This window comes from Pseudomonas sp. MDT1-85 (genome assembly GCF_054898065.1).
Window position 1 is genome coordinate 2,725,895 of the sequence record NZ_CM142715.1, and the last position, 20,452, is coordinate 2,746,346.

At 60.6% G+C, this 20,452-nt stretch carries 22 protein-coding genes and 1 pseudogene; 10 read left to right on the forward strand and 13 right to left on the reverse strand.

Features of this window, described 5'->3' with window-relative positions:
- Positions 1–6 precede the first annotated feature (6 nt).
- The gene (gene ftrA, locus ACYZT2_RS12290) at positions 7–981 is read right to left on the reverse strand and encodes a transcriptional regulator FtrA (protein WP_461972424.1); all 975 of its coding nucleotides are present in this window, start codon (positions 979–981) and stop codon (positions 7–9) included.
- 101 nt (positions 982–1,082) lie between these two features.
- On the opposite strand from ftrA, the gene ACYZT2_RS12295 reads away from it, so the two are divergent.
- Positions 1,083–1,517, forward strand: a complete 435-nt coding sequence (locus ACYZT2_RS12295) for a rhodanese-like domain-containing protein (RefSeq protein ID WP_461972426.1) — start codon at positions 1,083–1,085, stop codon at positions 1,515–1,517.
- A gap of 96 nt (positions 1,518–1,613) precedes the next feature.
- Here ACYZT2_RS12295 and ACYZT2_RS12300 read toward each other — a convergent pair whose 3' ends face one another.
- A complete protein-coding gene (locus ACYZT2_RS12300) occupies positions 1,614–2,246 on the reverse strand; it encodes a type 1 glutamine amidotransferase (protein ID WP_461972428.1) in 633 nt (210 codons plus the stop codon).
- A 323-nt stretch (positions 2,247–2,569) separates the two neighbouring features.
- Here ACYZT2_RS12300 and ACYZT2_RS12305 point away from each other — a divergent pair, with 323 nt between their 5' ends.
- Complete coding sequence (locus ACYZT2_RS12305; RefSeq protein ID WP_008013776.1) at positions 2,570–3,349, forward strand: ABC transporter substrate-binding protein; 780 nt, start codon at positions 2,570–2,572, stop codon at positions 3,347–3,349.
- 280 nt (positions 3,350–3,629) lie between these two features.
- On the forward strand, positions 3,630–4,346 hold the full coding sequence (locus ACYZT2_RS12310; protein WP_461972430.1) for an alpha/beta hydrolase: 717 nt from the start codon (positions 3,630–3,632) through the stop codon (positions 4,344–4,346).
- A gap of 11 nt (positions 4,347–4,357) precedes the next feature.
- On the opposite strand, the gene ACYZT2_RS12315 is transcribed toward ACYZT2_RS12310, so the two are convergent.
- From ACYZT2_RS12315 to ACYZT2_RS12335, 5 genes are all read right to left on the reverse strand, one after another.
- Positions 4,358–4,945, reverse strand: a complete 588-nt coding sequence (locus ACYZT2_RS12315) for a DcrB/PsbP domain-containing protein (RefSeq protein WP_201060113.1) — start codon at positions 4,943–4,945, stop codon at positions 4,358–4,360.
- Between the two features lie 87 nt (positions 4,946–5,032).
- Complete coding sequence (locus ACYZT2_RS12320) at positions 5,033–5,788, reverse strand: hypothetical protein (protein ID WP_461972433.1); 756 nt, start codon at positions 5,786–5,788, stop codon at positions 5,033–5,035.
- A gap of 119 nt (positions 5,789–5,907) precedes the next feature.
- Positions 5,908–7,086: an acetyl-CoA C-acetyltransferase gene (locus ACYZT2_RS12325; protein ID WP_461972435.1), complete on the reverse strand. Its 1,179-nt coding sequence runs from the start codon at positions 7,084–7,086 to the stop codon at positions 5,908–5,910.
- A gap of 11 nt (positions 7,087–7,097) precedes the next feature.
- Positions 7,098–7,763: a CoA transferase subunit B gene (locus ACYZT2_RS12330; RefSeq protein WP_461972437.1), complete on the reverse strand. Its 666-nt coding sequence runs from the start codon at positions 7,761–7,763 to the stop codon at positions 7,098–7,100.
- Positions 7,764–7,799: 36 nt separating this feature from the next.
- Positions 7,800–8,498, reverse strand: a complete 699-nt coding sequence (locus ACYZT2_RS12335) for a CoA transferase subunit A (RefSeq protein WP_007896014.1) — start codon at positions 8,496–8,498, stop codon at positions 7,800–7,802.
- 149 nt (positions 8,499–8,647) lie between these two features.
- Here ACYZT2_RS12335 and ACYZT2_RS12340 point away from each other — a divergent pair, with 149 nt between their 5' ends.
- Positions 8,648–9,544, forward strand: coding sequence for a LysR substrate-binding domain-containing protein (locus ACYZT2_RS12340; RefSeq protein ID WP_461972440.1), 897 nt, complete (start codon positions 8,648–8,650; stop codon positions 9,542–9,544).
- Between the two features lie 173 nt (positions 9,545–9,717).
- Here ACYZT2_RS12340 and ACYZT2_RS12345 read toward each other — a convergent pair whose 3' ends face one another.
- Positions 9,718–10,764: a class I SAM-dependent methyltransferase gene (locus ACYZT2_RS12345; protein WP_461973084.1), complete on the reverse strand. Its 1,047-nt coding sequence runs from the start codon at positions 10,762–10,764 to the stop codon at positions 9,718–9,720.
- Between the two features lie 297 nt (positions 10,765–11,061).
- Between ACYZT2_RS12345 and ACYZT2_RS12350 the strand changes: the two are divergent.
- Positions 11,062–11,562, forward strand: a pseudogene (locus ACYZT2_RS12350) (multinuclear nonheme iron-dependent oxidase); the annotation flags it as partial.
- 96 nt (positions 11,563–11,658) lie between these two features.
- Here the strand turns inward: ACYZT2_RS12350 and ACYZT2_RS12355 are convergent.
- Positions 11,659–12,969, reverse strand: a complete 1,311-nt coding sequence (locus tag ACYZT2_RS12355; RefSeq protein ID WP_461972442.1) for an ATP-binding protein — start codon at positions 12,967–12,969, stop codon at positions 11,659–11,661.
- Positions 12,966–13,706 carry a response regulator gene (locus ACYZT2_RS12360; RefSeq protein WP_461972444.1) on the reverse strand — a complete coding sequence of 247 codons (741 nt, stop codon included), beginning with the start codon at positions 13,704–13,706 and terminating at the stop codon, positions 12,966–12,968. Before ACYZT2_RS12360 ends, ACYZT2_RS12355 begins: the two co-directional genes overlap by 4 nt.
- Positions 13,707–14,012: 306 nt before the next feature.
- Here ACYZT2_RS12360 and ACYZT2_RS12365 point away from each other — a divergent pair, with 306 nt between their 5' ends.
- The 4 genes from ACYZT2_RS12365 to ACYZT2_RS12380 all read left to right on the forward strand — a co-directional run bounded on the left by ACYZT2_RS12365 (position 14,013) and on the right by ACYZT2_RS12380 (position 16,948).
- Positions 14,013–14,276 (forward strand): DUF2790 domain-containing protein, encoded by a 264-nt coding sequence (locus ACYZT2_RS12365; protein ID WP_461972446.1) that lies wholly within the window; start codon positions 14,013–14,015, stop codon positions 14,274–14,276.
- Between the two features lie 160 nt (positions 14,277–14,436).
- On the forward strand, positions 14,437–15,648 hold the full coding sequence (locus ACYZT2_RS12370) for a cytochrome c biogenesis protein DipZ (protein ID WP_461972448.1): 1,212 nt from the start codon (positions 14,437–14,439) through the stop codon (positions 15,646–15,648).
- Between the two features lie 175 nt (positions 15,649–15,823).
- Positions 15,824–16,096: a DUF4242 domain-containing protein gene (locus ACYZT2_RS12375; protein WP_030128999.1), complete on the forward strand. Its 273-nt coding sequence runs from the start codon at positions 15,824–15,826 to the stop codon at positions 16,094–16,096.
- Between the two features lie 36 nt (positions 16,097–16,132).
- Positions 16,133–16,948 carry a class I SAM-dependent methyltransferase gene (locus ACYZT2_RS12380; RefSeq protein WP_461972450.1) on the forward strand — a complete coding sequence of 272 codons (816 nt, stop codon included), beginning with the start codon at positions 16,133–16,135 and terminating at the stop codon, positions 16,946–16,948.
- Between the two features lie 109 nt (positions 16,949–17,057).
- On the opposite strand, the gene ACYZT2_RS12385 is transcribed toward ACYZT2_RS12380, so the two are convergent.
- The 3 genes from ACYZT2_RS12385 to pcsA all read right to left on the reverse strand — a co-directional run bounded on the left by ACYZT2_RS12385 (position 17,058) and on the right by pcsA (position 19,336).
- Positions 17,058–17,984, reverse strand: a complete 927-nt coding sequence (locus ACYZT2_RS12385; protein WP_461972452.1) for a universal stress protein — start codon at positions 17,982–17,984, stop codon at positions 17,058–17,060.
- 231 nt (positions 17,985–18,215) lie between these two features.
- On the reverse strand, positions 18,216–18,602 hold the full coding sequence (locus ACYZT2_RS12390; protein ID WP_461972454.1) for a DUF488 domain-containing protein: 387 nt from the start codon (positions 18,600–18,602) through the stop codon (positions 18,216–18,218).
- Between the two features lie 11 nt (positions 18,603–18,613).
- Entirely contained in the window at positions 18,614–19,336 is a 723-nt protein-coding gene (pcsA, locus tag ACYZT2_RS12395; protein ID WP_032830527.1) for a phosphatidylcholine synthase, read from the reverse strand.
- 233 nt (positions 19,337–19,569) lie between these two features.
- On the opposite strand from pcsA, the gene ACYZT2_RS12400 reads away from it, so the two are divergent.
- Positions 19,570–20,352 carry a tellurite resistance TerB family protein gene (locus tag ACYZT2_RS12400; RefSeq protein ID WP_461972456.1) on the forward strand — a complete coding sequence of 261 codons (783 nt, stop codon included), beginning with the start codon at positions 19,570–19,572 and terminating at the stop codon, positions 20,350–20,352.
- Positions 20,353–20,452: the final 100 nt, after the last annotated feature.

Here is a 20,452-nt window from a genome sequence, read left to right on the forward strand (position 1 = left end):
CACACCTCAAAAAACCGCCTTGACCTCACGCCCAAACCGCTCCCGATACACCGACGGTGGCACGCCGACCACACTGCGAAACGCCACCCGGAAACTCTCCACCGAACGATAACCGCAGTGCTGGGCAATCTGCTCGGTGTTTTGGCGGGTGCTCTCCAGCAGCTCGCGGGCCCGGGCCAGGCGCTCATGCTGCAACCACGCCTTGGGCGGCAGGCCGCTGGCTTCGGTGAAGCGCCGCAGGAACGTGCGTTCACTCATCGCCGCCTCGCTGGCAAGGTCGCGAACTTCCAACGGTTCGTGCAGCCGTTCCCGCGCCCATTGCATGACCCGCGACAGATCGCTGCGCGGCGTCGGGCTGACCGGTGACGGAATGAACTGCGCCTGACCGCCGGTGCGTTGCGGCGACATCACCAACCGTCGCGCCACCGAGTTGGCCACCTGAGTGCCGAAATCCCGCGCGACCAGGTGCAGGCAGGCATCGATGCCAGCGGCGCTGCCGGCCGAGGTGATCAATTGGCCGGAATCAACATAGAGCACGTCCGGGTCCACCTGAATGTTCGGAAAACGTTCGGCCAGTTCAGCTGTGTATCGCCAATGCGTCGTGGCGCCGTGACCGTCGAGCAAACCGGTGGCCGCCAGTACGAATACCCCGGAACAGATCGACAGCAATCGCGCGCCCCGGGCATGGGCCTGGCGCAGGGCTGCGAGCAAAGGTTCAGGCACCGTCGCGCTGCGGTCGCGCCAGCCGGGGATGATGATGGTCCGGGCCTCTTCCAGCAGTTCCATCCCGCCGTCGGCCAGCACGTGAATGCCGCCCATGGCGCGCATCGGCCCTTGGTCGACGGCGACGATACAATGCTCATACCAAGGGAAATCGAACTCCGGCCGCGTCAGACCGAAGATCTCCACGGCGATGCCGAATTCGAAGGTACAGAGGCCGTCGTAGGCCAGAATCGCGACTAATCCAGGGGTGGGCTGCATTTGGCGGAAAATTCCCGGTGAGTGTCTTGTGCGCCACTGTAGCGACAAGCGCGGGGCAGATAAAGTCTTCCCACACCCACCGAGACTTTGGAGTACAACCCATGCCCAGCCTGGTTCGCGAAATTCCCGCAGCCCCATCTGCCATCGCCCTGATGCATTTCAGCAACCGTCTGACCTTCGAGACCGATTGTTCCGACGTCTACGGTAGCCAACAGGCTGGCGAGGTGGACTTTGTCCTGGTGGACGTGCGCGGACCATTGGCGTTCGAACGTGGACATGTGCCGGGCGCGATCAACATTCCGGGACGGCTGATCACCGCTGACGGCCTGGCGGTTTATTCGAAGGCCACGTTGTTTGTGGTTTATTGCGCAGGGCCCCACTGCAACGGCGCCAACAAGGCCGCGGTGAAATTGGCGGCGCAGGGTTACCCGGTCAAGGAGATGATTGGCGGGGTTACCGGGTGGCTGGATGAGGGGTTTGAATTGAGTGTTGTGCTGCAACGGCCGGTCAGTACCGTGATCGGCTGCGAATGTTGATGTAGCCGAAAAGATCGCAGGCTTCGCCAGCTCCCTACATTGGAACGCGTTACCCTGTAGGAGCTGGGGAAGCCTGCGATCTTTTGATCTTGCCGTTTAAACCCCCGCCCACCACCCATCCAGCACCGCCTGCAACCAGCGATTGACGGCTTGATAGGCCGCGCTGTCCTGTGGCCCCCGAGGCAACGGTGATTCCTCGGCAAAGTGCTCATTGAGAATCGCCACCGATTCGGCATTCCACTCCGGGTGGAACTGCAATCCCACCCGCGTCGCCCCGACGCGATACATCTGCTGCTCACACACGTCACTGCTGGCCAACAACTGCGCCTCCGCCGGTAGGTCGATCGCATCTTCGTGCCATTCCAGCACCTTCAACGTCTGGCCATCGGCAAAGGTCACGGTCGTCCAGCCAGTTTCGGGATGAGCCATGCGCCGCACATTCCCACCCAGGCTCAGCGCCAGCAGTTGCGCGCCCAGACAAATCGCAAACACTGCCGCGCCCTGATCCAGACTGCCCGCCAGCCACTGACGCTCCGCCTCCAGCCACGTCGGCCCGGCGTTGGATTCATAGGGCCCGCCCAACAGGATCACCGGTGCCGCGCTTACCGGCGGCAACTGGCCGAGGTCGGCGCGAAACACGTTTAGCGTAATGCCACGGGCCCGGGCCCATTCGGCAATGGCGCCAGGACCTTCGGCAGGATGATGCTGGATCAGGTTCAACGTGGGCATCACGTTTCTCTTTCGGGGATGGGGTGGCAGGGGTCAATGTGCCGCAAAAAAAGCTTCATCGCCAGTGCGACTATTCGGTCGGATCACGCCCGAAACTTTGTAGGTTTTGTCTCAAGCAAGGGATTGTCCTACAGCCCTTGCACCACCGTGTCGCACGCTTCAAGTACCTTGAATACCTCGGCTGTTTTTCTATAAGTATTTGTCGCTTAAACACAATTTGCCCTCCTGAAGCCGCTCTAGACTGCCGGCCACTTCGGTCTTCACTAGCCGAAAGTTGCCAACAGAAAGCTGCCATTAAAAGCCTCCGCACACAGGAGTTATAAATGAAGAAGCGAGTGATGTTCGGTGCCCTGGCACTGTCGATGTTGTCCCTGACCGCCGTGGCTGAAGACGCCAAGCCGATTCGCCTCGGTATCGAAGCCGGTTACCCGCCATTTTCGATGAAAACCCCGGACGGCAAGCTCACCGGTTTCGACGTGGACATCGGCGATGCGTTGTGTGAGCAGATGAAGGTGAAGTGTACCTGGGTCGAGCAAGAGTTCGATGGCCTGATCCCGGCCCTGAAGGTCAAGAAAATCGACGCGATCCTGTCGTCCATGACCATCACTGACGACCGCAAGAAGAACGTCGATTTCACCATCAAGTACTACCACACCCCGGCGCGCTTCGTGATGAAGGAAGGCACCGACGTCAAGGACCCGCTGACCGAGCTTAAAGGCAAGAAAGTCGGTGTGCTGCGCGCCAGCACCCACGACCGCTTCGCCACTGAAGTGCTGGTGCCGGCCGGCATCAACCTGGTGCGTTATGGTTCCCAGCAGGAAGCCAACCTGGACATGGTCGCCGGTCGCCTCGACGCGATGCTGGCCGACTCGGTCAACCTGGATGACGGTTTCCTGAAAACCGACGCCGGTAAAGGCTTCGCCTTTGTCGGCCCGACCTATGAAGACGCCAAGTACTTCGGCGGCGGTGCCGGCATCGCGGTGCGCAAGGGTGATAAAGAGCTGGCGGACAAATTCAACACCGCTATCACTGAAATCCGCGCCAACGGCAAGTACAAGCAAGTGCAGGACAAGTACTTCAATTTTGACGTGTACGGCCATTAATACGCGGTAGAAAGAAGTGGCCACTGTTGACGCGGTGGCCGCTTTTTTATGCTCTCTCTGTCGAGATGAGAAACCTGTGGGAGTTTTGGCAGGAAAATCTTCAGGGGAATTCAGGCCCTCATCGCGAGCAGGCTCGCTCCCACATTTGACCGAGTCGACACCGATCAACTGTGGGAGCGAGCCTGCTCGCGATGGCGGCATCAGCAACACCTAAAATGCCCCAGCATGCCTCACAGTGTTAGGCTTTGCCCCGAATCCTGCGCTCTGTGAAGGAAGGTTTATGTTGAAATTACTCGCTCTGCTCACGCTCCTGGCGTCCACCGCCGTCCACGCTCAAACCCCGCTGCACACCGATCTGCCGCTCAAGTACCTGGAGCAGGCCCACGCTGAATCCCGCAACCAACCCCTGGTAATTTTCCTGCACGGTTACGGCAGTAACGAGCAGGACCTGTTCGACATCAAGGATGAATTGCCGCCGCAGTACAACTACCTGTCGGTGCGGGCGCCGATGACGTTGGAGGAGGGCAGTTACCAGTGGTTTCGCCAGAAGGGCGAGGGCGCCTATGACGGCGAGACGGACGACTTGAAGGCCAGCGGGCAGGTGCTGAGGGATTTTGTCGCACAAGCGGCGAAGAAATATCACACCGAAGCGGACAAGGTATTCCTGGTGGGTTTCAGCCAGGGCGCGATGATGTCCTACGAGGTCGCGTTGCGTCATCCCGAGGCGGTGGGCGGAATTGCAGCGTTGAGCGGGCGAATCCTGCCGGTGCTCAAGTCCGAACTCAAACCGGATGAAAAACGCCAGCAGCTGGCGATTTTCATCGGTCATGGCACCGCCGACACACTCCTGCCCTACAACGACGGCACCGAGGCCGACAGCTTGCTGCAGCGCCTGTCACTCAAGCCCGAGTTTCATGCCTATCCGGGTGTTGGGCACAGCATCAGCGTCACCGAGATGAAGGATTTGAGCGCCTGGTTACAGCGCCTTAATCCCTGAATCGTTCGGGTTTATTTGCCGCTGACGATTTGTTTGACCAGCGTTTCGTGACCGGTTTTGTCGTTGGGGCGGGAGATGATCTGAACGATGGCCATGCGTGTGCCGGAAGCGGCCATCAACGTGCTGTCGAGGGTCATGCCACCGCCTTGGGTGGCGGTGCTGTCGATCTGCCGAAGGCCCAGGCCTGTGCCTTTCTGGGTCAGGCTTTTTTCGCTGGTTTTGTTGAAGTCCGGCAAGGCGTTGCGTTGCTCGGTGGCGAACGCGGACACGGTGGCGTCGAGGAATTCACCGTCGTTGTCCTTGACGTTGGCGCCGCCGGGGATGGTGTTTTCGGCCGCAATCACCACGGTTTTGGTGGTCTGGTTGGTGTACATCGTGCCAGTCGCCCCGGCAGTGCCGGTGGCCGCATCGCCGGCTGGCAGCGGGTTGGCGATGAACCCCTTGGGCAGGGTGAAGGTGAATTTGCCGCCGAGCATCGACACCTTCTGGGCTGGCGCTTTGTCGCTGGCAGTGGCCTTGGCCGCCTGCGCATTCAAGGCGCCCAGGCTGGTAGCCGCCATCAGCAGCAGAACAACGGCTTTTTTACTCAACAATGACATTCAAACTCTCCAGGGAATGATCTGCGCTTTGACGGCGATCATCCCACGGATCGCGATCTGTAGCAGCTGCCACGGCCTGCTACGTTCTCACCTTCGACGCAATGCCAGCCGTTTAGTGATCACTAGCATCCCCAACGACACGCCTATGCCCAAGACAAACCCCAGCCATCCAAACGTCGGCAACGCCAATGCCAGCACCAGACAAAACGCCGCAAACGAATACATCCCGGTTGCCGTCGCCCGGAGCAACGCCGCGGTAAAAGCCGGGCCGCGAGTCTGCTGGGAAAACACCGCCATCACACTGCCCAGCACCGGGAATACCGCGAGCAGACCGCTCCAGCGTTCGCCGACGGTGCTGGCCAGCAACGTCACAGCCAATGTGAGCAGGGCGCCGGCCATCATGCGCAACAACAGTTTGTCGGACTTCGGCGCCGGGCCTGAAACGATGGGCTGCACTGAGGGAAACAGGTACGGCGCAGCCAGCAACGCGGTGGCGGCGGCGATCACCGAGAACACCAGCGACGGCGGGATCAGTGACAGCACACCGGCAGTCAAGGCCCAGACCAGCAGCGAAATCGTCAGCGCCCACGGCCAGCCCAAGCGTTGTGCAACCTGGGCGTAGGTCACGCAGAAAGCAATCATCGCGAACATTGCCGATAACGCTGCCGTCGCCGCCTGAGCAGCGAACACCTGACCCTGCTCGATGGCGAGGAAGAACAGAATCGGCCCGACCACCACCGGCAATCCCGACAGCCAACCGGCCACACTTGGGCCCCAGCGTTTACCGGCCAGGGAAATCAGCAATAGAAATCCCGGAATCACCAGCAGTTTGAGCATTAGCACGCACGTACCTCCCTGTGTGAGCCGGCCACATTAGCATTGCGTGCGATGGATGGTTCAAAATCAAGAAATCGCGAGCAGGCTCCCACAGGTTATGCGCGAATCCTGTAGGAGCGAGGTGATTAGCGTTCGATGGCGAGTGCCACGCCCTGACCACCACCAATGCACAGGGTGGCCAAGCCTTTTTTGGCGTCACGCTTGATCATTTCATGCAGCAAGGTCACCAGCACCCGGCAACCCGACGCGCCGATCGGATGGCCCAGGGCAATGGCGCCGCCGTTGACGTTGACCTTGTTCAAGTCCCATTCCAGATCCTTGGCCACGGCCAGAGATTGCGCGGCGAAGGCTTCGTTGGCTTCGACCAGGTCCAGTTGATCGATGGACCAACCGGCCTTGTCCAGACAACGACGAGTGGCCGACACCGGGCCGATGCCCATGATCGCCGGGTCGACGCCCGCGTTGGCATAAGCGGCGATTTTCGCCAGCACTGGCAGCCCGAGGGCCTTGGCTTTCTCCGCACTCATCAGGATCACCGCCGCGGCGCCGTCGTTCAGCGAAGAAGCGTTGCCGGCAGTTACCGAACCGTCTTTCTTGAAGGCCGCTTTCAGTTTGCCCAAAGAGTCGGCGGTGGTGCCGGCCCGAGGCTGTTCATCGGTGGCGAAGGACAGCGGATCGCCCTTGCGCTGCGGGATCAGGATCGGCGTGATTTCATCGGCAAACCGCCTGGCTTCGATGGCGGCCACGGCTTTCTGCTGGGACGCGGCAGCGAAGGCGTCCTGTTGCTCACGGGTCAGGCTGTATTTCTCGGCCAGATTCTCGGCGGTGATGCCCATGTGGTAATCGTTGAACGCATCCCACAAACCGTCGCTGATCATCGTGTCGACGATCTGTGCGTGACCCATGCGCAAACCGGTGCGGGCGCCCGGCATGACGTAATTGGCCAGGCTCATGTTTTCCTGGCCGCCAGCGATGATCACTTCGGCATCGCCGCAGCGAATCGCCTGAGCCGCCAGATGCAGCGCTTTCAGGCCGGAGCCGCAAACCTTGTTCAGGGTCATGGCCGGCACGGAGAAGGGCAGGCCGGCCTTGATAGCGGCCTGACGCGCAGGGTTTTGTCCGGCACCGGCGGTCAGCACCTGGCCCATGATCACTTCATCGACTTGCGCCGGGTCCAGCCCGGTCTGCGCCAGCAACTGGCGGATCACCGCAGCACCAAGGTCAACCGCGGACACATTGGCCAACGAGCCCTGGAAGCTGCCGATGGCAGTGCGAGTGGCGGCAACAATCACGACTTCTTGCATGGAAGGATTCCTCACTGGGCAGCGAACTGCATTTCCGGGACGTGGTCAGGCACGATCAGTTTACCAGCGGTCTTGGCGACGATTTCTTCGACGCTGACGCCCGGCGCGCGCTCCTTGAGAACAAACGCGCCGTTTTGGATCTCCATGTAGGCCAGGTCGGTGAGCACGCGCTTGATGCAACCGGCGCCGGTCAGCGGCAGGCTGCAGCGCGACAGCAGTTTCGACTCGCCGTCCTTGGAGGCGTGGGTCATGGTGACGATGATGTTGTCCGCACCGGCCACCAGGTCCATCGCGCCGCCCATGCCCTTGACCAGTTTGCCGGGGATCATCCAGGAGGCGATGTTGCCTTCGACGTCCACTTCAAACGCGCCCAACACAGTCAGGTCGATATGGCCGCCGCGGATCATCGCGAACGATTCGGCGGACGAGAAAATCGAGGCGCCGATACGCGCGGTCACGGTTTGCTTGCCGGCGTTGATCATGTCGGCGTCGACTTCGGCGTCGGTCGGAAAAGCGCCCATGCCGAGTAGGCCGTTTTCCGATTGCAGCATGACTTCCATGCCTTCTGGGATGTAGTTGGCGACCAGGGTCGGGATGCCGATGCCGAGGTTCACGTAGTAGCCGTCCTGCATTTCGCGGGCGACGCGTTGAGCCATTTGTTCGCGGGAAAGTGCCATTGTTGTTATTCCTTCATTCGGTCCGGGGGCAGGGGATCACTTACGCACGGTGCGCTGTTCGATGCGCTTTTCGAACGTGCCGCAAATGACCCGGTCGACGTAGATGCCAGGGGTGTGGATCTGCGACGGGTCCAGCTCGCCGGGCTCGACGATTTCTTCTACTTCGACCACGGTGATCTTGCCGGCGGTGGCGGCCAGCGGGTTGAAGTTCTGGGCGGTGTGGCGATAGACGACGTTACCGAAATGGTCGGCTTTCCAGCCTTTGACGATGGCAAAGTCACCGGTGATGGATTCTTCCATCAGGTACTGGCGGCCCTTGAATTCGCGGACTTCCTTGCCGTCGGCCACTGGAGTGCCGACGCCAGTGGCGGTGAAAAACGCCGGGATGCCGGCACCGCCAGCACGCATTTTTTCGGCGAGGGTGCCTTGAGGGGTCAGGACGACTTCGATTTCGCCGCTCAGCAGTTGCTTCTCGAACAGCGCGTTTTCGCCGACGTAGGAGGCCACCACCTTGCGGATCTGCCGGTCTACCAGCAGCACGCCGAGGCCGAAACCGTCGACGCCGCAGTTGTTGGAGACCACGGTGAGATCACGCGTGCCGCGGTGCTGGATCTCGGCGATGAGGTTTTCCGGAATCCCGCACAGGCCGAAGCCGCCGGAGATGACGGTCATGCCGTCTTCAAGACCTGCCATCGCTTCCTCGTAGGAATACACGCGCTTGTCGAACCCTGCCATATGCACCTCTTTTATTCTTTGTGGGCGGCTGGCTAGCCGGATGGGGAGGGAGTGTCTCGCTGGAGGATTTATTTGTTAAGTTGATTTTTAAGGTTGATTGATAGATAAAACTCACTAATTAAATCCATTCCACGTTGGAGACAGTGGCCATGACCGTGAAACAGATCCGCGCATTCCTGGCCGTGGCCCAGAGTTTGAGTTTTGCCGTGGCGTGCGAGCGGCTGCACCTGTCCCAGTCGGCGTTGAGCCTGACCATCAAGGCGCTGGAGGAGGGGTTGGGCGGGCGCCTGTTCACGCGCAATACCCGCAACGTTGCACTGACCGCCGAAGGCGAATCGCTGCTGCCACTGGCTCGTCGATTGATCGCGGACTGGGACAATGCCGAGGATGAACTGCGGCAACGCTTCACCCTCCAGCGCGGCCGCGTGACCCTGGCGGCGATGCCGTCGTTTGCCGGCAACCTGCTGCCGCCGATCCTCAAGACCTTTCGCGCGCGTTATCCCAAGGTCAACGTCACGGTGAATGACGTGATCAACGAGCAGGTGCTGGAAATGGTTCGCGACCGTCAGGTGGAATTGGGCGTGGCGTTCGAACCGACCCAGAGCTCGTCGCTGGAATTTACCCCGTTGTATATCGACCGGTTTGTGGCGGTGGTGCCGCTCGATTCACCGCTGGCGGAGCTGGACGACATTGATTGGCAGACCTTGCTCAAGGAACCGTTCATTACCTTGCAGCGACCCTCGACGGTGCGGGTGATGCTCGAAGAACATTTACAGACCCGCGGTATGAAGCTGCCGGTGGAGTTTGAAAGCCATCAATTGGCGACAGTCGGGCGGATGGTGGCCAGCGGATTGGGCGTGAGCGCGGTGCCGGCATTGTGCGCCGGGCAGATGCGCGAGCTGGGCGCGCGTTGCATTACCCTGCGTGATCCGGTGGTGGAACGGGCAATCGGGGTGCTGACGACGGGGCATGAACTGTCGGCGGCGGCGCAGGCGTTGTTCGATATTCTCAAGGCCGAAAACCTTGGCGAGCGGCTTTCCGCATGATGATCACCGTCCCCTGTGGGAGCGAGCCTGCTCGCGAAGGGGGCGGCACATTCAACCTGGATACTGCCTGACACACCGCCATCGCGAGCAGGCTCGCTCCCACAGGAATTGGGTTTCGCCAGTTGCTGACGGACCACCCGGGCAGGTGGCCTGCCCGGATGATGAGCCTGCCCTTATTTCCGCGCCTCCAGTATCAGGTTGAACGGCGTTTCCGTGGCTCGCCGGAACTGCGTGAACCCCGCCTCGGTGAAGACCTTGCGCAACCGTGCCTCGCCCGCTTGGGCACCAAGCCCGAGGCCGACTTCCTGGGACAATGAGTTGGGTGTGCAGATAAAGGTCGAGGCGGCGTAGAACAGGCGTCCCACCGGAGTGGTGTTGGCGTCGAGCGTGTCGTTGGCGAAGGGCTCTACCAGCAGCACCGAACCGTCGGGTTTGAGCGATTCATAGGCATGCTTTGCGGCGCCGACCGGGTCACCCATATCGTGCAGGCAGTCGAAGTAGCAGACCAGGTCATAGTCGTCGCCCGGATAGCTCTTGGCGGTGCCCTGGAAGAACCGCGCCCGGCCGGACACCCCACCTTCTTCGGCGCGCTGGGTGGCGACGGTGACCGAAGGCGCGTGGTAATCGAAACCGACGAACCGTGAATTCGGAAACGCCTGGGCCATGATCACGGTCGAGGCGCCGTGGCCGCAGCCGATGTCCGCCACCTTGGCGCCGGTTTCCAGTTTGGCGACCACCCCGTCGAGGGCTGGCAGCCATTCGTTGACCAGGTGCGCCTTGTACCCTGGGCGGAAAAACCGTTCGGTGCCGCTGAACATGCACGGATGGTGATCGCCCCACGGCAGGGCGCCGTTGCCGCGCATGGCATTGACCAGTTTGTCCTTGTCATGGAAAAACGATGCAACCACTCCGACACCGCCGGCTACATAGACCGGTGAATCTTCGATCGCCAGCGCCAGGGCTTGCTCTTCGGGCAGGCGGAACTGACCGTCGTGGTGTTCCATGTAACCGGAGGCGGCGTGGGCGCTGAGCCATTCACGCAGCAGGCGGGTGTTGCAGCCGGTCTTTTCGGCGAGGGCTTCGGGGGTGACTGGCTGACTGTCGGCCATCGCCCGGTACAGACCGAGCTCTTCGCCGAGGATGACGTTGGCGAGCATCGCCGCGCCGCCCATGTCGTTTACCAGTTTGCCCATGAAATCATTGAGTCTGGCCTCGTCCATCATGTGTGCTCCTTCAGCAGGATCAGGGTCCAGAGGCATTGTTTGTCGAGGCATGCACCTTTGGGCGGTGATCGTGGGAATGAACAGGACGATAACCGCGTCCTGGCTCCCTTACGGGGGTAATCAATAAGTCTAGTTCGTGTATCCCACTGTATCTGACTGCCTGTCCGATACAGTGGCCTGAGAAGAGCGCCGTTTGTGACACAGACCCGACACACCACGGCGCTTGACTGGGCCTGCCGGCCAGCACTGAGTTTTCAGGCGCTGGAGACCGGATCCCAGGATGAGATCGACACCATGCAGACTCCCCTCACATCAGCGAAGGCGAGCGTCGGGCTAGGCTTGCGCCGCGGTTTAATGAAGGACCTTCAAGCAGCCCCGCAGGGCGCTTTCGACTTCCTGGAAGTCGCGCCGGAAAACTGGATCGGCATCGGCGGCGCTCACGGCGCGGCGTTTCGCGCCCTGGCCGAGCGCTATCCGCTGTCCTGTCACGGCTTGTCCTTGTCTTTGGGTGGGCCGGCGCCGCTGGACGTCGGGTTCCTGCAGGAAGTGCGGGTTTTCCTCGATCACCACAAGGTGCCGCTGTACAGCGAACACCTGAGCTACGGCAGCGATGACGGGCATCTTTACGATCTGCTGCCGCTGCCGTTTACCGAAGAAGCGGTGCATCACGTTGCCGCCCGAATTCGCCAGGCACAAGACATTCTCGGTCGGCGCCTGGCGGTGGAGAACGTCTCCTACTACGCCGCGCCGCAGCAGGGCATGGACGAATTGACGTTCACCAACGCGGTGCGGCGATCCGACTTGCCCGCGAAGGCAGAGTGTCAGCAACATCAATGTTGGATGTGCTGGCCTCATCGCGAGCAGGCTCGCTCCCACCGGGATTGGTGGTGTTTATTGGGTTGTCGGCAACTTGAGCTCCGCACACAACCCACCGCCCTCGCGATTGCTCAAGGTCAGCGACCCGCCAATCGCCAACACCAATTGCTGCGCAATCGCCAATCCCAACCCAGTCCCCCCCGTACTGCGATTGCGCGAATTCTCCACGCGGTAGAACGGCTCCATCACCTGGGCCAATTCCTCTTCGGCAATCCCCGGCCCACGGTCCATGACCTTCACCGACAAGCTGCCATCAGCCTTCGTTTCCACCCACAACTCTGCCGCGCCGGCGAATTTCAGCGCGTTGTCTATCAGGTTCACCAGCACCCGCCGCAAGGCATGCGGCCGGGTGTTGATCACGGCTGCGCTTTTGCCGTCGAGCTGCACGTCTTTGCCCATGTCCTGATAGTCGAACACCAGGCTGTCGAGGAATGAATCCAGATCGGTGCGGCGACTTTCCTCGGTGGCACCATGAATGCTGCGGGCATAGGCCACACCTTCGCGCACCAGGTGTTCCATCTCGCCGAGGTCGTTCCACAGTTTGTCTTTTTCGCTGGAGTCATCCATGAATTCTGCGCGCAGTTTCATGCGCGTTATCGGGGTTTGCAGGTCGTGGGAAATCGCCGCCAACAGTTGCATGCGTTCCTTGAGATAAGCCGCAATGCGCGCCTGCATCGCATTGAAGGCTCTGGCGGCGTAGGCGACTTCGGTCGGGCCTTTTTCGTCCAGATGTATGGCGTGGGTGTTGGGGTCGAGGGTTTCTACCGCTTGGGCGAGGCGGGTGAGTGGGCGGATGGCGATTCTCACGGCCAGCCAGGTGCAGGCAATCATCAGCGCCAGTTGCCCCAGCAGTACCGCCGGCAACCACGGCGACAACGGCACCATCGAAGGCCGCACGTCGATAGTGACAGGCCTGCCGTCCTTCAATTTCAGGTGGGCCTGGAAGTGTTTCTTTGGGCCGGGGATGTCGGTAAAGGTCAGCGGGTATTCATGGCCGATCGCGTCCTGAATCGAGGTCACCGCAATCGGCACATCGCGGGCTGCCATTGGCTTGCCCGGCGAGCCTTCATTCAGCAGATAGCTGTAGTTGGTGCGCTCCAGACGCTGCAGCCAGTTCGGGCGTTCGTCGGCGGGCAAGCGGTCGAGGATGGCGAGGGAGGTCGAGACGTCGGTTTCCAGATTGCCCAGCATGGTGTTTTTCGCACTTTCGTAACGCTCGTAGTATTGAGCGCCAAAGGACAGCACCTGGGCGAGGATCAGGCCGATGAGGAAAATCAGCGACAACCGCGAGGCGAGCGTGCGAGGCCAGTGCAGCGCAAGATTCATGACGGCGCACCGAGCACTTCCACCGGCAGGGAAAACACATAGCCTTCACTGCGCACGGTCTTGATGTAGGCCGGTTCCCGGGCATCGTCGAGCAGGCGCTGACGCAAGCGGCTCACCAGCAAATCGATGGAGCGGTCGAACAGATCGGCATCGCGGCCTTGAGTCAGATTGAGCAATTGGTCGCGATTGAGCACCCGCTGAGGATGATCGAGGAACACCCGCAGCAGGCGATATTCCGCGCCGCTGAGGGCGACCATGGTGCCGTCCTCATCCAGCAGATGCCGGGCCGAGGTGTCCAGGCGCCAGCGACCGAACCCCAGCAGGCGACCGCTTTCGGTGACAACCAGGTTCGGCGGCAACATCCGCGTGCGCCGCAGCACGGCGTTGATGCGGGCGAGCAATTCACGGGCGGCGAACGGTTTGACCAGGTAATCGTCGGCGCCCATTTCCAGGCCGATAATGCGGTCGGTTTCATCGTTGCGAGCGGTCAGCATCAGCACCGGCGTGGCCTTGTGTTTGCCGGCGCGCAACTCGCGGCAGAGCACCAGGCCATCGTCGCCCGGCATCATGATGTCGAGCACGATCAAATCCACCGGCGTGGACTCCAGAAACGAGCGCATCTGCCGTCCATCCGCCACCACGGTGGTGCGCAGGCCGTTCTTCTTCAGGTAGTTGCCTACCAGTTCCCGGATCTCGCGGTCATCGTCCACGATGAGAATGTGATCGACGTGTTCCATGGTGACCAAGCCTCTTGAATGGGAGTCGTCGCGCAGTCTATCGAGCCTTGGCCCGCTCGCCTGCCGTCGATTGTATTGCAGTGTATCTGGCGTGCCGAAAGATACACGAGGACGCAAAAAACGGTCGATTTCAGGGGGCTTGTATCGCTGTGTATCGCAAGCCTGCGCGGATACACAGTGATTTACCCGCGCCTGTTCTGGACACAGACGAGATACCTCGCGGGTTTCAAATAGGTTCCATCGAGGCAAACCCAACCGCCTCGGCTCAATCAACGATTGACCTGTTGAAGCCCTGAGGAAACCACCATGAACACCAAAGCCGTCTACGCCGCCTGCCTGTTTGCCGCCCTGAATATCTGTACCTTTTCGGCCCGGGCCGAAGCCGATGTAACCCCTCAAACCTACACCTACGGCACGCACCTGGATATCCAGAAAGTGCTGTCGATGAAACAGGACGCGACCCCTGCCTGCGGGATTGTGAATGCCCGGATGACCTACCTGGATTCCCAAGGCAAAACCCAGGTCCTGGACTACCGCAAATTTGCTGATGACTGCAACGAGAACAGCTAAGTCGTCTGTAAACCCCCACAGTTCCACTGTGGGAGCGAGCCTGCTCGCGATGGCGGAGTGTCAGTCGACATCAATGTTGAATGTGCTGGCCTCATCGCGAGCAGGCTCGCTCCCACAGGAGACTGCGTGAATCGTCCCACGCATTTTTCAAGGTGATCCCATGTTCCTCATCGCTTTCCTGGGCGGCATTTTGACCGTCCTCAGCCCATGTATCCTCCCGGTCGTGCCGTTTTTGTTTGCCGGTGTTAAACGCACACGTTCATCGATCCTGCTCACCCTTGGCGGCATGGCTCTGACCTTCGCCCTGATCTCCAGCCTGGCCGTGGTCAGCAGCGATTGGGTGGTGCAAGCCAGCAACACCGGCCGCCATGTGGCGTTGATCGTGATGGTGCTGTTCGCCTTGTCGCTGATCTCCGCCCGTATCGGCGGCTGGCTGGCGCGGCCGTTCGTGCTGCTGGGCAATCGCATCGATCCCGACACTCGCAAAATGTCTGACCCGTCAGGCTCGGTAATGATCGGCGTCGCCACGGGTCTGCTCTGGGCGCCGTGTGCCGGGCCGATCCTCGGGGTGATCCTCACCGGCGCCATGCTGCAAGGCGCCAACGCTCAGACCAGTCTGCTGCTGGTGGCGTACGGCCTGGGCAGCGCGTTGTCTCTGGGCACTTTGATCTTCGCCGGTCGCGGCCTGGTCAATCGCCTGAAACCGTCGATTCCATTCACCGGTTGGCTACGGCGCGGTACAGGGGCTGCGGTGTTGGTCGCGGCGGCGGTCATCTCCACCGGCCTTGACAACAAGTTGCTCGCCAGCACCTCATCCGAAGGCATCACCACGGTTGAACAGCGCGTGCTGGAAACCGTACCGAAAGTGGTCGATTACTTCGTTAGCAAGGTCAAGGCCGACTCAACCATGGACGTGGCCAAAGGCGCGATGCCGTCACTTTCCGGCGCGGTCGAATGGCTCAACTCGCCAGCGCTGAGCAACGATTCCCTGCGTGGCAAAGTGGTGCTGGTGGACTTCTGGACGTACGACTGCATCAACTGCCAGCACACCTTGCCCTACGTGAAGGACTGGGCAAAAAAATATGAGAGGGATGGCCTGGTGGTGATCGGCGTGCACACCCCTGAGTACGGTTACGAACGCATCATCGACAACGTCCGCGATCAGGTGAAAAAACTCGGCATCACCTACCCGGTAGCGATCGACAACAATTATGCGATCTGGCGCGCCTTCAACAACCAGTACTGGCCCGCTCACTACCTGATCGACGCTAAGGGGCAAGTGCGTTACACCCACTTTGGCGAAGGCCGATACGAGACTCAGGAACAGATGATTCGGCAACTGCTGGAAGAGGCCAAAGCGCCTGCCGCCTAAAGCGGGCCAACCTGTTAATTCGGCGTTACAGATGGACGACCATGCATCGGAGAGCGGTGTATTTCGTGACTCAGCCAGACGACCGGACAGGACGCCGACGTATCCGGGAGCGATAGTTCGTGGACGACGGGATCATTGCCGACCCTGTCATCAACCTCAAGAAAAGGAAGTTGCCATGCCTAAATTCATTATTGAACGCGAGCTTCCGGGCGCCGGCGCACTGCCGCAACAGGAACTCAAAGCGATCTCGCAAAAGTCCTGCGATGTGTTGCGCGAGATGGGGCCAGAGGTGCAATGGCTGGAAAGTTACATCACTGGTGACAAGATTTATTGCGTGTACATCGCGCCGAACGAGGGACTGATCAGGGAGCACGCCAAAAAGGGTGAATTTCCTATCAACAGCGTTTCCCGGGTCATGAACATCATCGATCCCACCACGGCGGAGTGAGCCGGACGAGTTCCACCCCGCAACGGAGCAGACTTCATGAGCACACCCATTGACCTCACTGCCCTGAAAAACCGTCAAATGGCCACGTGGGCCAGCGGCGACTACACCGTGATCGGCACCACCTTACAGATCGTCGGCGAACAACTGGCCGAAGCCTGCGACTTGCTCTGTGATGAGCAGGTGCTGGACGTCGCCGCCGGCAACGGTAACGCAACGCTCGCCGCCGCGCGCCGGGGCTGCAAGGTCACGTCCACCGATTACGTGGCCAAGCTGCTTGAACGCGGTGAAGACCGCGCACGGGCGGAACACCTGGACGTGACCTTTCAGGTGGCCGATGCCGAGGACTTGCCGTTCGAGGACGCCAGTTTCGATGCCGTGCTTTCAACCTTTGGCGTGATGTTTACGCCCGATCAGCCCAAGGCTGCAGCGGAACTGGCGCGGGTGTGCCGTCCTGGCGGGCGGATCGGCCTTGCCAACTGGACGCCTGAAGGCTACATCGGCCAGGTGTTCAAGACCCTGGGCCGCCACATGCCGCCACCGCCAGGAGCGCAACCACCTTCGAACTGGGGCACCGAAGCCTGGTTAAACTCGCACTTCGACCAGCGCGACTTCCAGCTCCAGGTGACGCGGCGGTTGTTCAACTTCCGCTATCGCTCGGCCGCGCACTGGATCGACACTTTCCGTACCTGGTATGGGCCGGTTCACAAGGCCTTTGCGACCCTGCCACCCGAAGGGGGCACCGCCCTGGAGAACGACCTGACCGAACTGCTGAATCGCCTGAACCGGGCGGGGGAGCGGTCGCTGGTGGTGCCCAGTGAATACCTGGAGGTGGTGATTACACGGCGCCTCTGACGCGGTCCATGTAGGAGCTGCCGAAGGCTGCGATCTTTTGATTTTGGTCTTGAAGATCAAAAGATCGCAGCCTGCGGCAGCTCCTACAGGGGACCGCATGCGGGCGCAATCACTCATCCAGCCGCTCGGTGTACACCACCCACACACTGCACGGCATTTTGTACAGCAGATGTTCCACGGTGCTGCCGATCAACCGGCCCATGCCGCGATGGCCGACCCGGCCCATGACAATTACGTCGACGTCATAGGTATCGGCGTAGCGAGTCAGCACCTTGGTCGGGCTGCCCATGAGCATGTGCCGTTGCTCCGGGGCGATGCCGTTGCGCGCGGCCAAATCGTTGAAGGCATCCTCCTGGAAGTCGAACAGGGTCTTGGCCTTGTCCGAAGCGAAAAACGCCGAACCGTTTTCGAAACTGAACTCGTCCGAGCTGATCGACGAAAGGTCATAGGCGTAGACCACATCGAGCTCGGCATTGCAGGCGCTCGCCAGTTTTGACGCTTCGTGCAGAATTCGGTCATTGAAGCTTTTGTAGTGATCATCACGATGGAAAGGGTCCACCGCTGCAACGATCTTGCGTGGCAATGCATGCTTGGCATGGCTGACAAAATGCAGCGGTACCGGGCATTCGCGCAGCAAATGCACGTCGAGAGGGGTAAATACCAGTCGCGACAGCCGCGATTGATGTTCCAGCGCCTTGATCAGCACATCCATCGGCTGCTCTTTGAGGTGAGTCAGGATTTCTTCCAGCGGGTGTTCGACCCAAGTCACCTCCGTGGTGACGTGCACACCGATCTTGCGCAGGGGGCGGGCCTGTTCCTCAAGCCACTGGCGGTGGCGCTCGACGTACCCCAGACGCATCTGCTCCAGGGCCTTTTCGTTGACCAATCCGGCGGTTGCCAGACCCTCCAGATAATCGAAAGCCACGATGTGCAAGGCCGCATCCTCGGCCTTGGCCAGCGCCGCGGCCCGGTCGAAGGCAGGGCTGTGTTCCATCAGGGGCGAGGCGACCAGCATGAAACGAGCTTGACCAGACATGACAAACCTCCCGTGGGTAAACGAGCAGACGGTGGTCGTTTAATACATCTCAATCCCTTAATTATTGACCATGATCAGTCTCTGGGGGGCTTGGCCGCTCGAACGGGCCGTACAAGGCAGTGCAATGCTCCAATGCAAGTAACGGAATCGGCGGTGGGACAGTCGATATGGATGCTGGATGGGCTGGCCTCTTCGCGGGCAAGCCTCGCTCCTACAGGAGAATTGGGGTGTTCACCCTATCTTCGCGCCCCGTGCTTCCAGCAACTCCCGTAATACGGAACGGTGGCAGTGCGCCTCTTCCTCGCAATAACACCCCACGGCCAGTGATGTTTGATGGGAGAGGGCGGCCAGCAGGTCGAGCATCTGGCTGGGCGCGGGTTCGTTCATCTCGGCCTTGAATTTGCGCTTGAAGGCGCTCCAGGCTTTGGCATCTTCCGCCGCTTTGGCTTCGGCCACCAACTCGGGGCTGGGGGACAGCAGCGGTTGCCACACATCGTAAAAATCCCGGCTGGCAAATTTGGATTTCGGCACACCCCGAGGCGGGCGGCGTACCGTGCCCAGGCGCAGGCCTTCGTGCGCGGCGCGGGGTGAGCCGAGTTGGACGATGTGGATGGACATGATCGCAGAGCCTATTTGAGCCGCGAGCTGTCGAACCACTCCAGCGCCGTGCGCCAGAAGCAGATCCCCAGAAAGTACGCCGACATCAGCAGCCACAAGCCCATCACCAGCGGATTGATGACCGGGTGGTTGACCACCAGCGACAAGCTGCACAGCAGCCAGATGGCCGTCACGGCAATGTTGATTGGCATGAACCGCCGTACGCGGAACGGGTGCAGGAATTTCATTCGGGTCACGGTCAGCAGCGCCAGGCCGATGACGGTGAGCAAGGTGATCCACGGCGATGGGTCGATGATGTACAGGCACAGCGCAACCACGTTCCACGCGGCGGGGAAGCCCTGGAAGTAGTTGTCTTTGCTCTTCATGTTGACGTTGCAGAAGCAAAACAGCGACGACACCAGAATCAGCGACACGGTCAGCAGCAGGGTGTAGTCCGGCAACGGGATATAGCGATAGATGAATAGTGCTGGAATGAATACATAGGTCAGGTAATCGATCACCAGGTCGAGGATCGAACCGTCGAAACTCGGCAGCACCGATTGCACATTGACCTTGCGTGCCAGCGCGCCGTCCAGACCGTCGACGATCAGCGCCACGCCCAGCCACAGCAGGCAATTGGTCGGCTGATTCTCCAACAAGGCGAGGGTCGCGAGGAAGGCTGTGACCACGCCAGTGGCGGTGAAACCATGGGCGCCCCATGCTTTGAGCCTGGCAATGTGTACAGTGGATATCACGGGGGTGTTCTCCAGAAAGTGAAGCAAGCCAGTTATCACCCTCTTGTTGAGGGCGTCGGCAAACCGGGTCGGGTTGCAGGTATCGACCGGATTTTCGGGAATAAGGTTCACCACCTATGAATCTTAGCCTCCGTGCAAAAAAATACCCCGGAAATTCCGGGGCACGTATTGACCGTCAGGCGTGTGAAGGGCAGGGGCAGCACCCATGACGTCAGCCAGACGGAGTTGGCGGAATGTCGGGCGAGGACTATCGTTGCCTGACCGAGTTTCTGCCCATTGATGAGGACGTCGTCATGAACACCAGCGATTTGCTTGAGCAATTACTACGAGCCGGCCGGGGCTCGCAGTCGCAACAAAATGGTGGTGCGGCGTCAGCTCAAGGAGGCTTGGGCGATCTTGGCGGGTTGCTGGGTGGTCTGTTAGGGCGCGGCGCGGGTGCCGGTGCGGGCGGCGCAGGCTTGGGTGGTTTGCTCGGTGGTTTGCTGGGCGGCGGTTCACCCCTGGGCCGTTCGACCCCGACACGTTCAGGCGGCACCAACTACGCAGCATTGGCCTCTTTGGGGATGATGGCGTTTCAGGCATATCAAGCCTGGCAACGCAGCCAGGCCTCGGCGCCGCAACAGGCACCGCGCACTGTTGACTTGTTGTCTGGCCCGGAAATCGAAGACCACAGCCACGCTATCCTTCGTGCCTTGATCGCCGCCGCCAAGGCCGATGGCCGTATCGACGATGCCGAGAAACAGATGATCAGCACCGAAATCGGCCGCCACACCGACGATCCACAACTGCGGCAATGGCTCGATGACGAAGTCGCCCGGCCGCTGGATGCCGCCGATGTGGCGCAGTCCGCCCAAGACCCGGGCATGGCCGCCGAGATGTACCTGGCCAGCGTGATGTTGGTGGACGATCAGCAGGACGCCGAACGCAACTATCTGGATGAGTTGGCCGCTGCGTTGAAGATCGATCCAGAGTTGCAGCTGCACCTGGAGCAGCAGGCCAAGGGCGGCGCTGCCTGAACATTCCCCTGCGATCTTTTAATTTTCAGCGGTTTTGAACATGCCAAAGATCAAAAGATCGCAGGCTTCGCCAGCTCCTACAGGGATGGTGTGGCCGGCT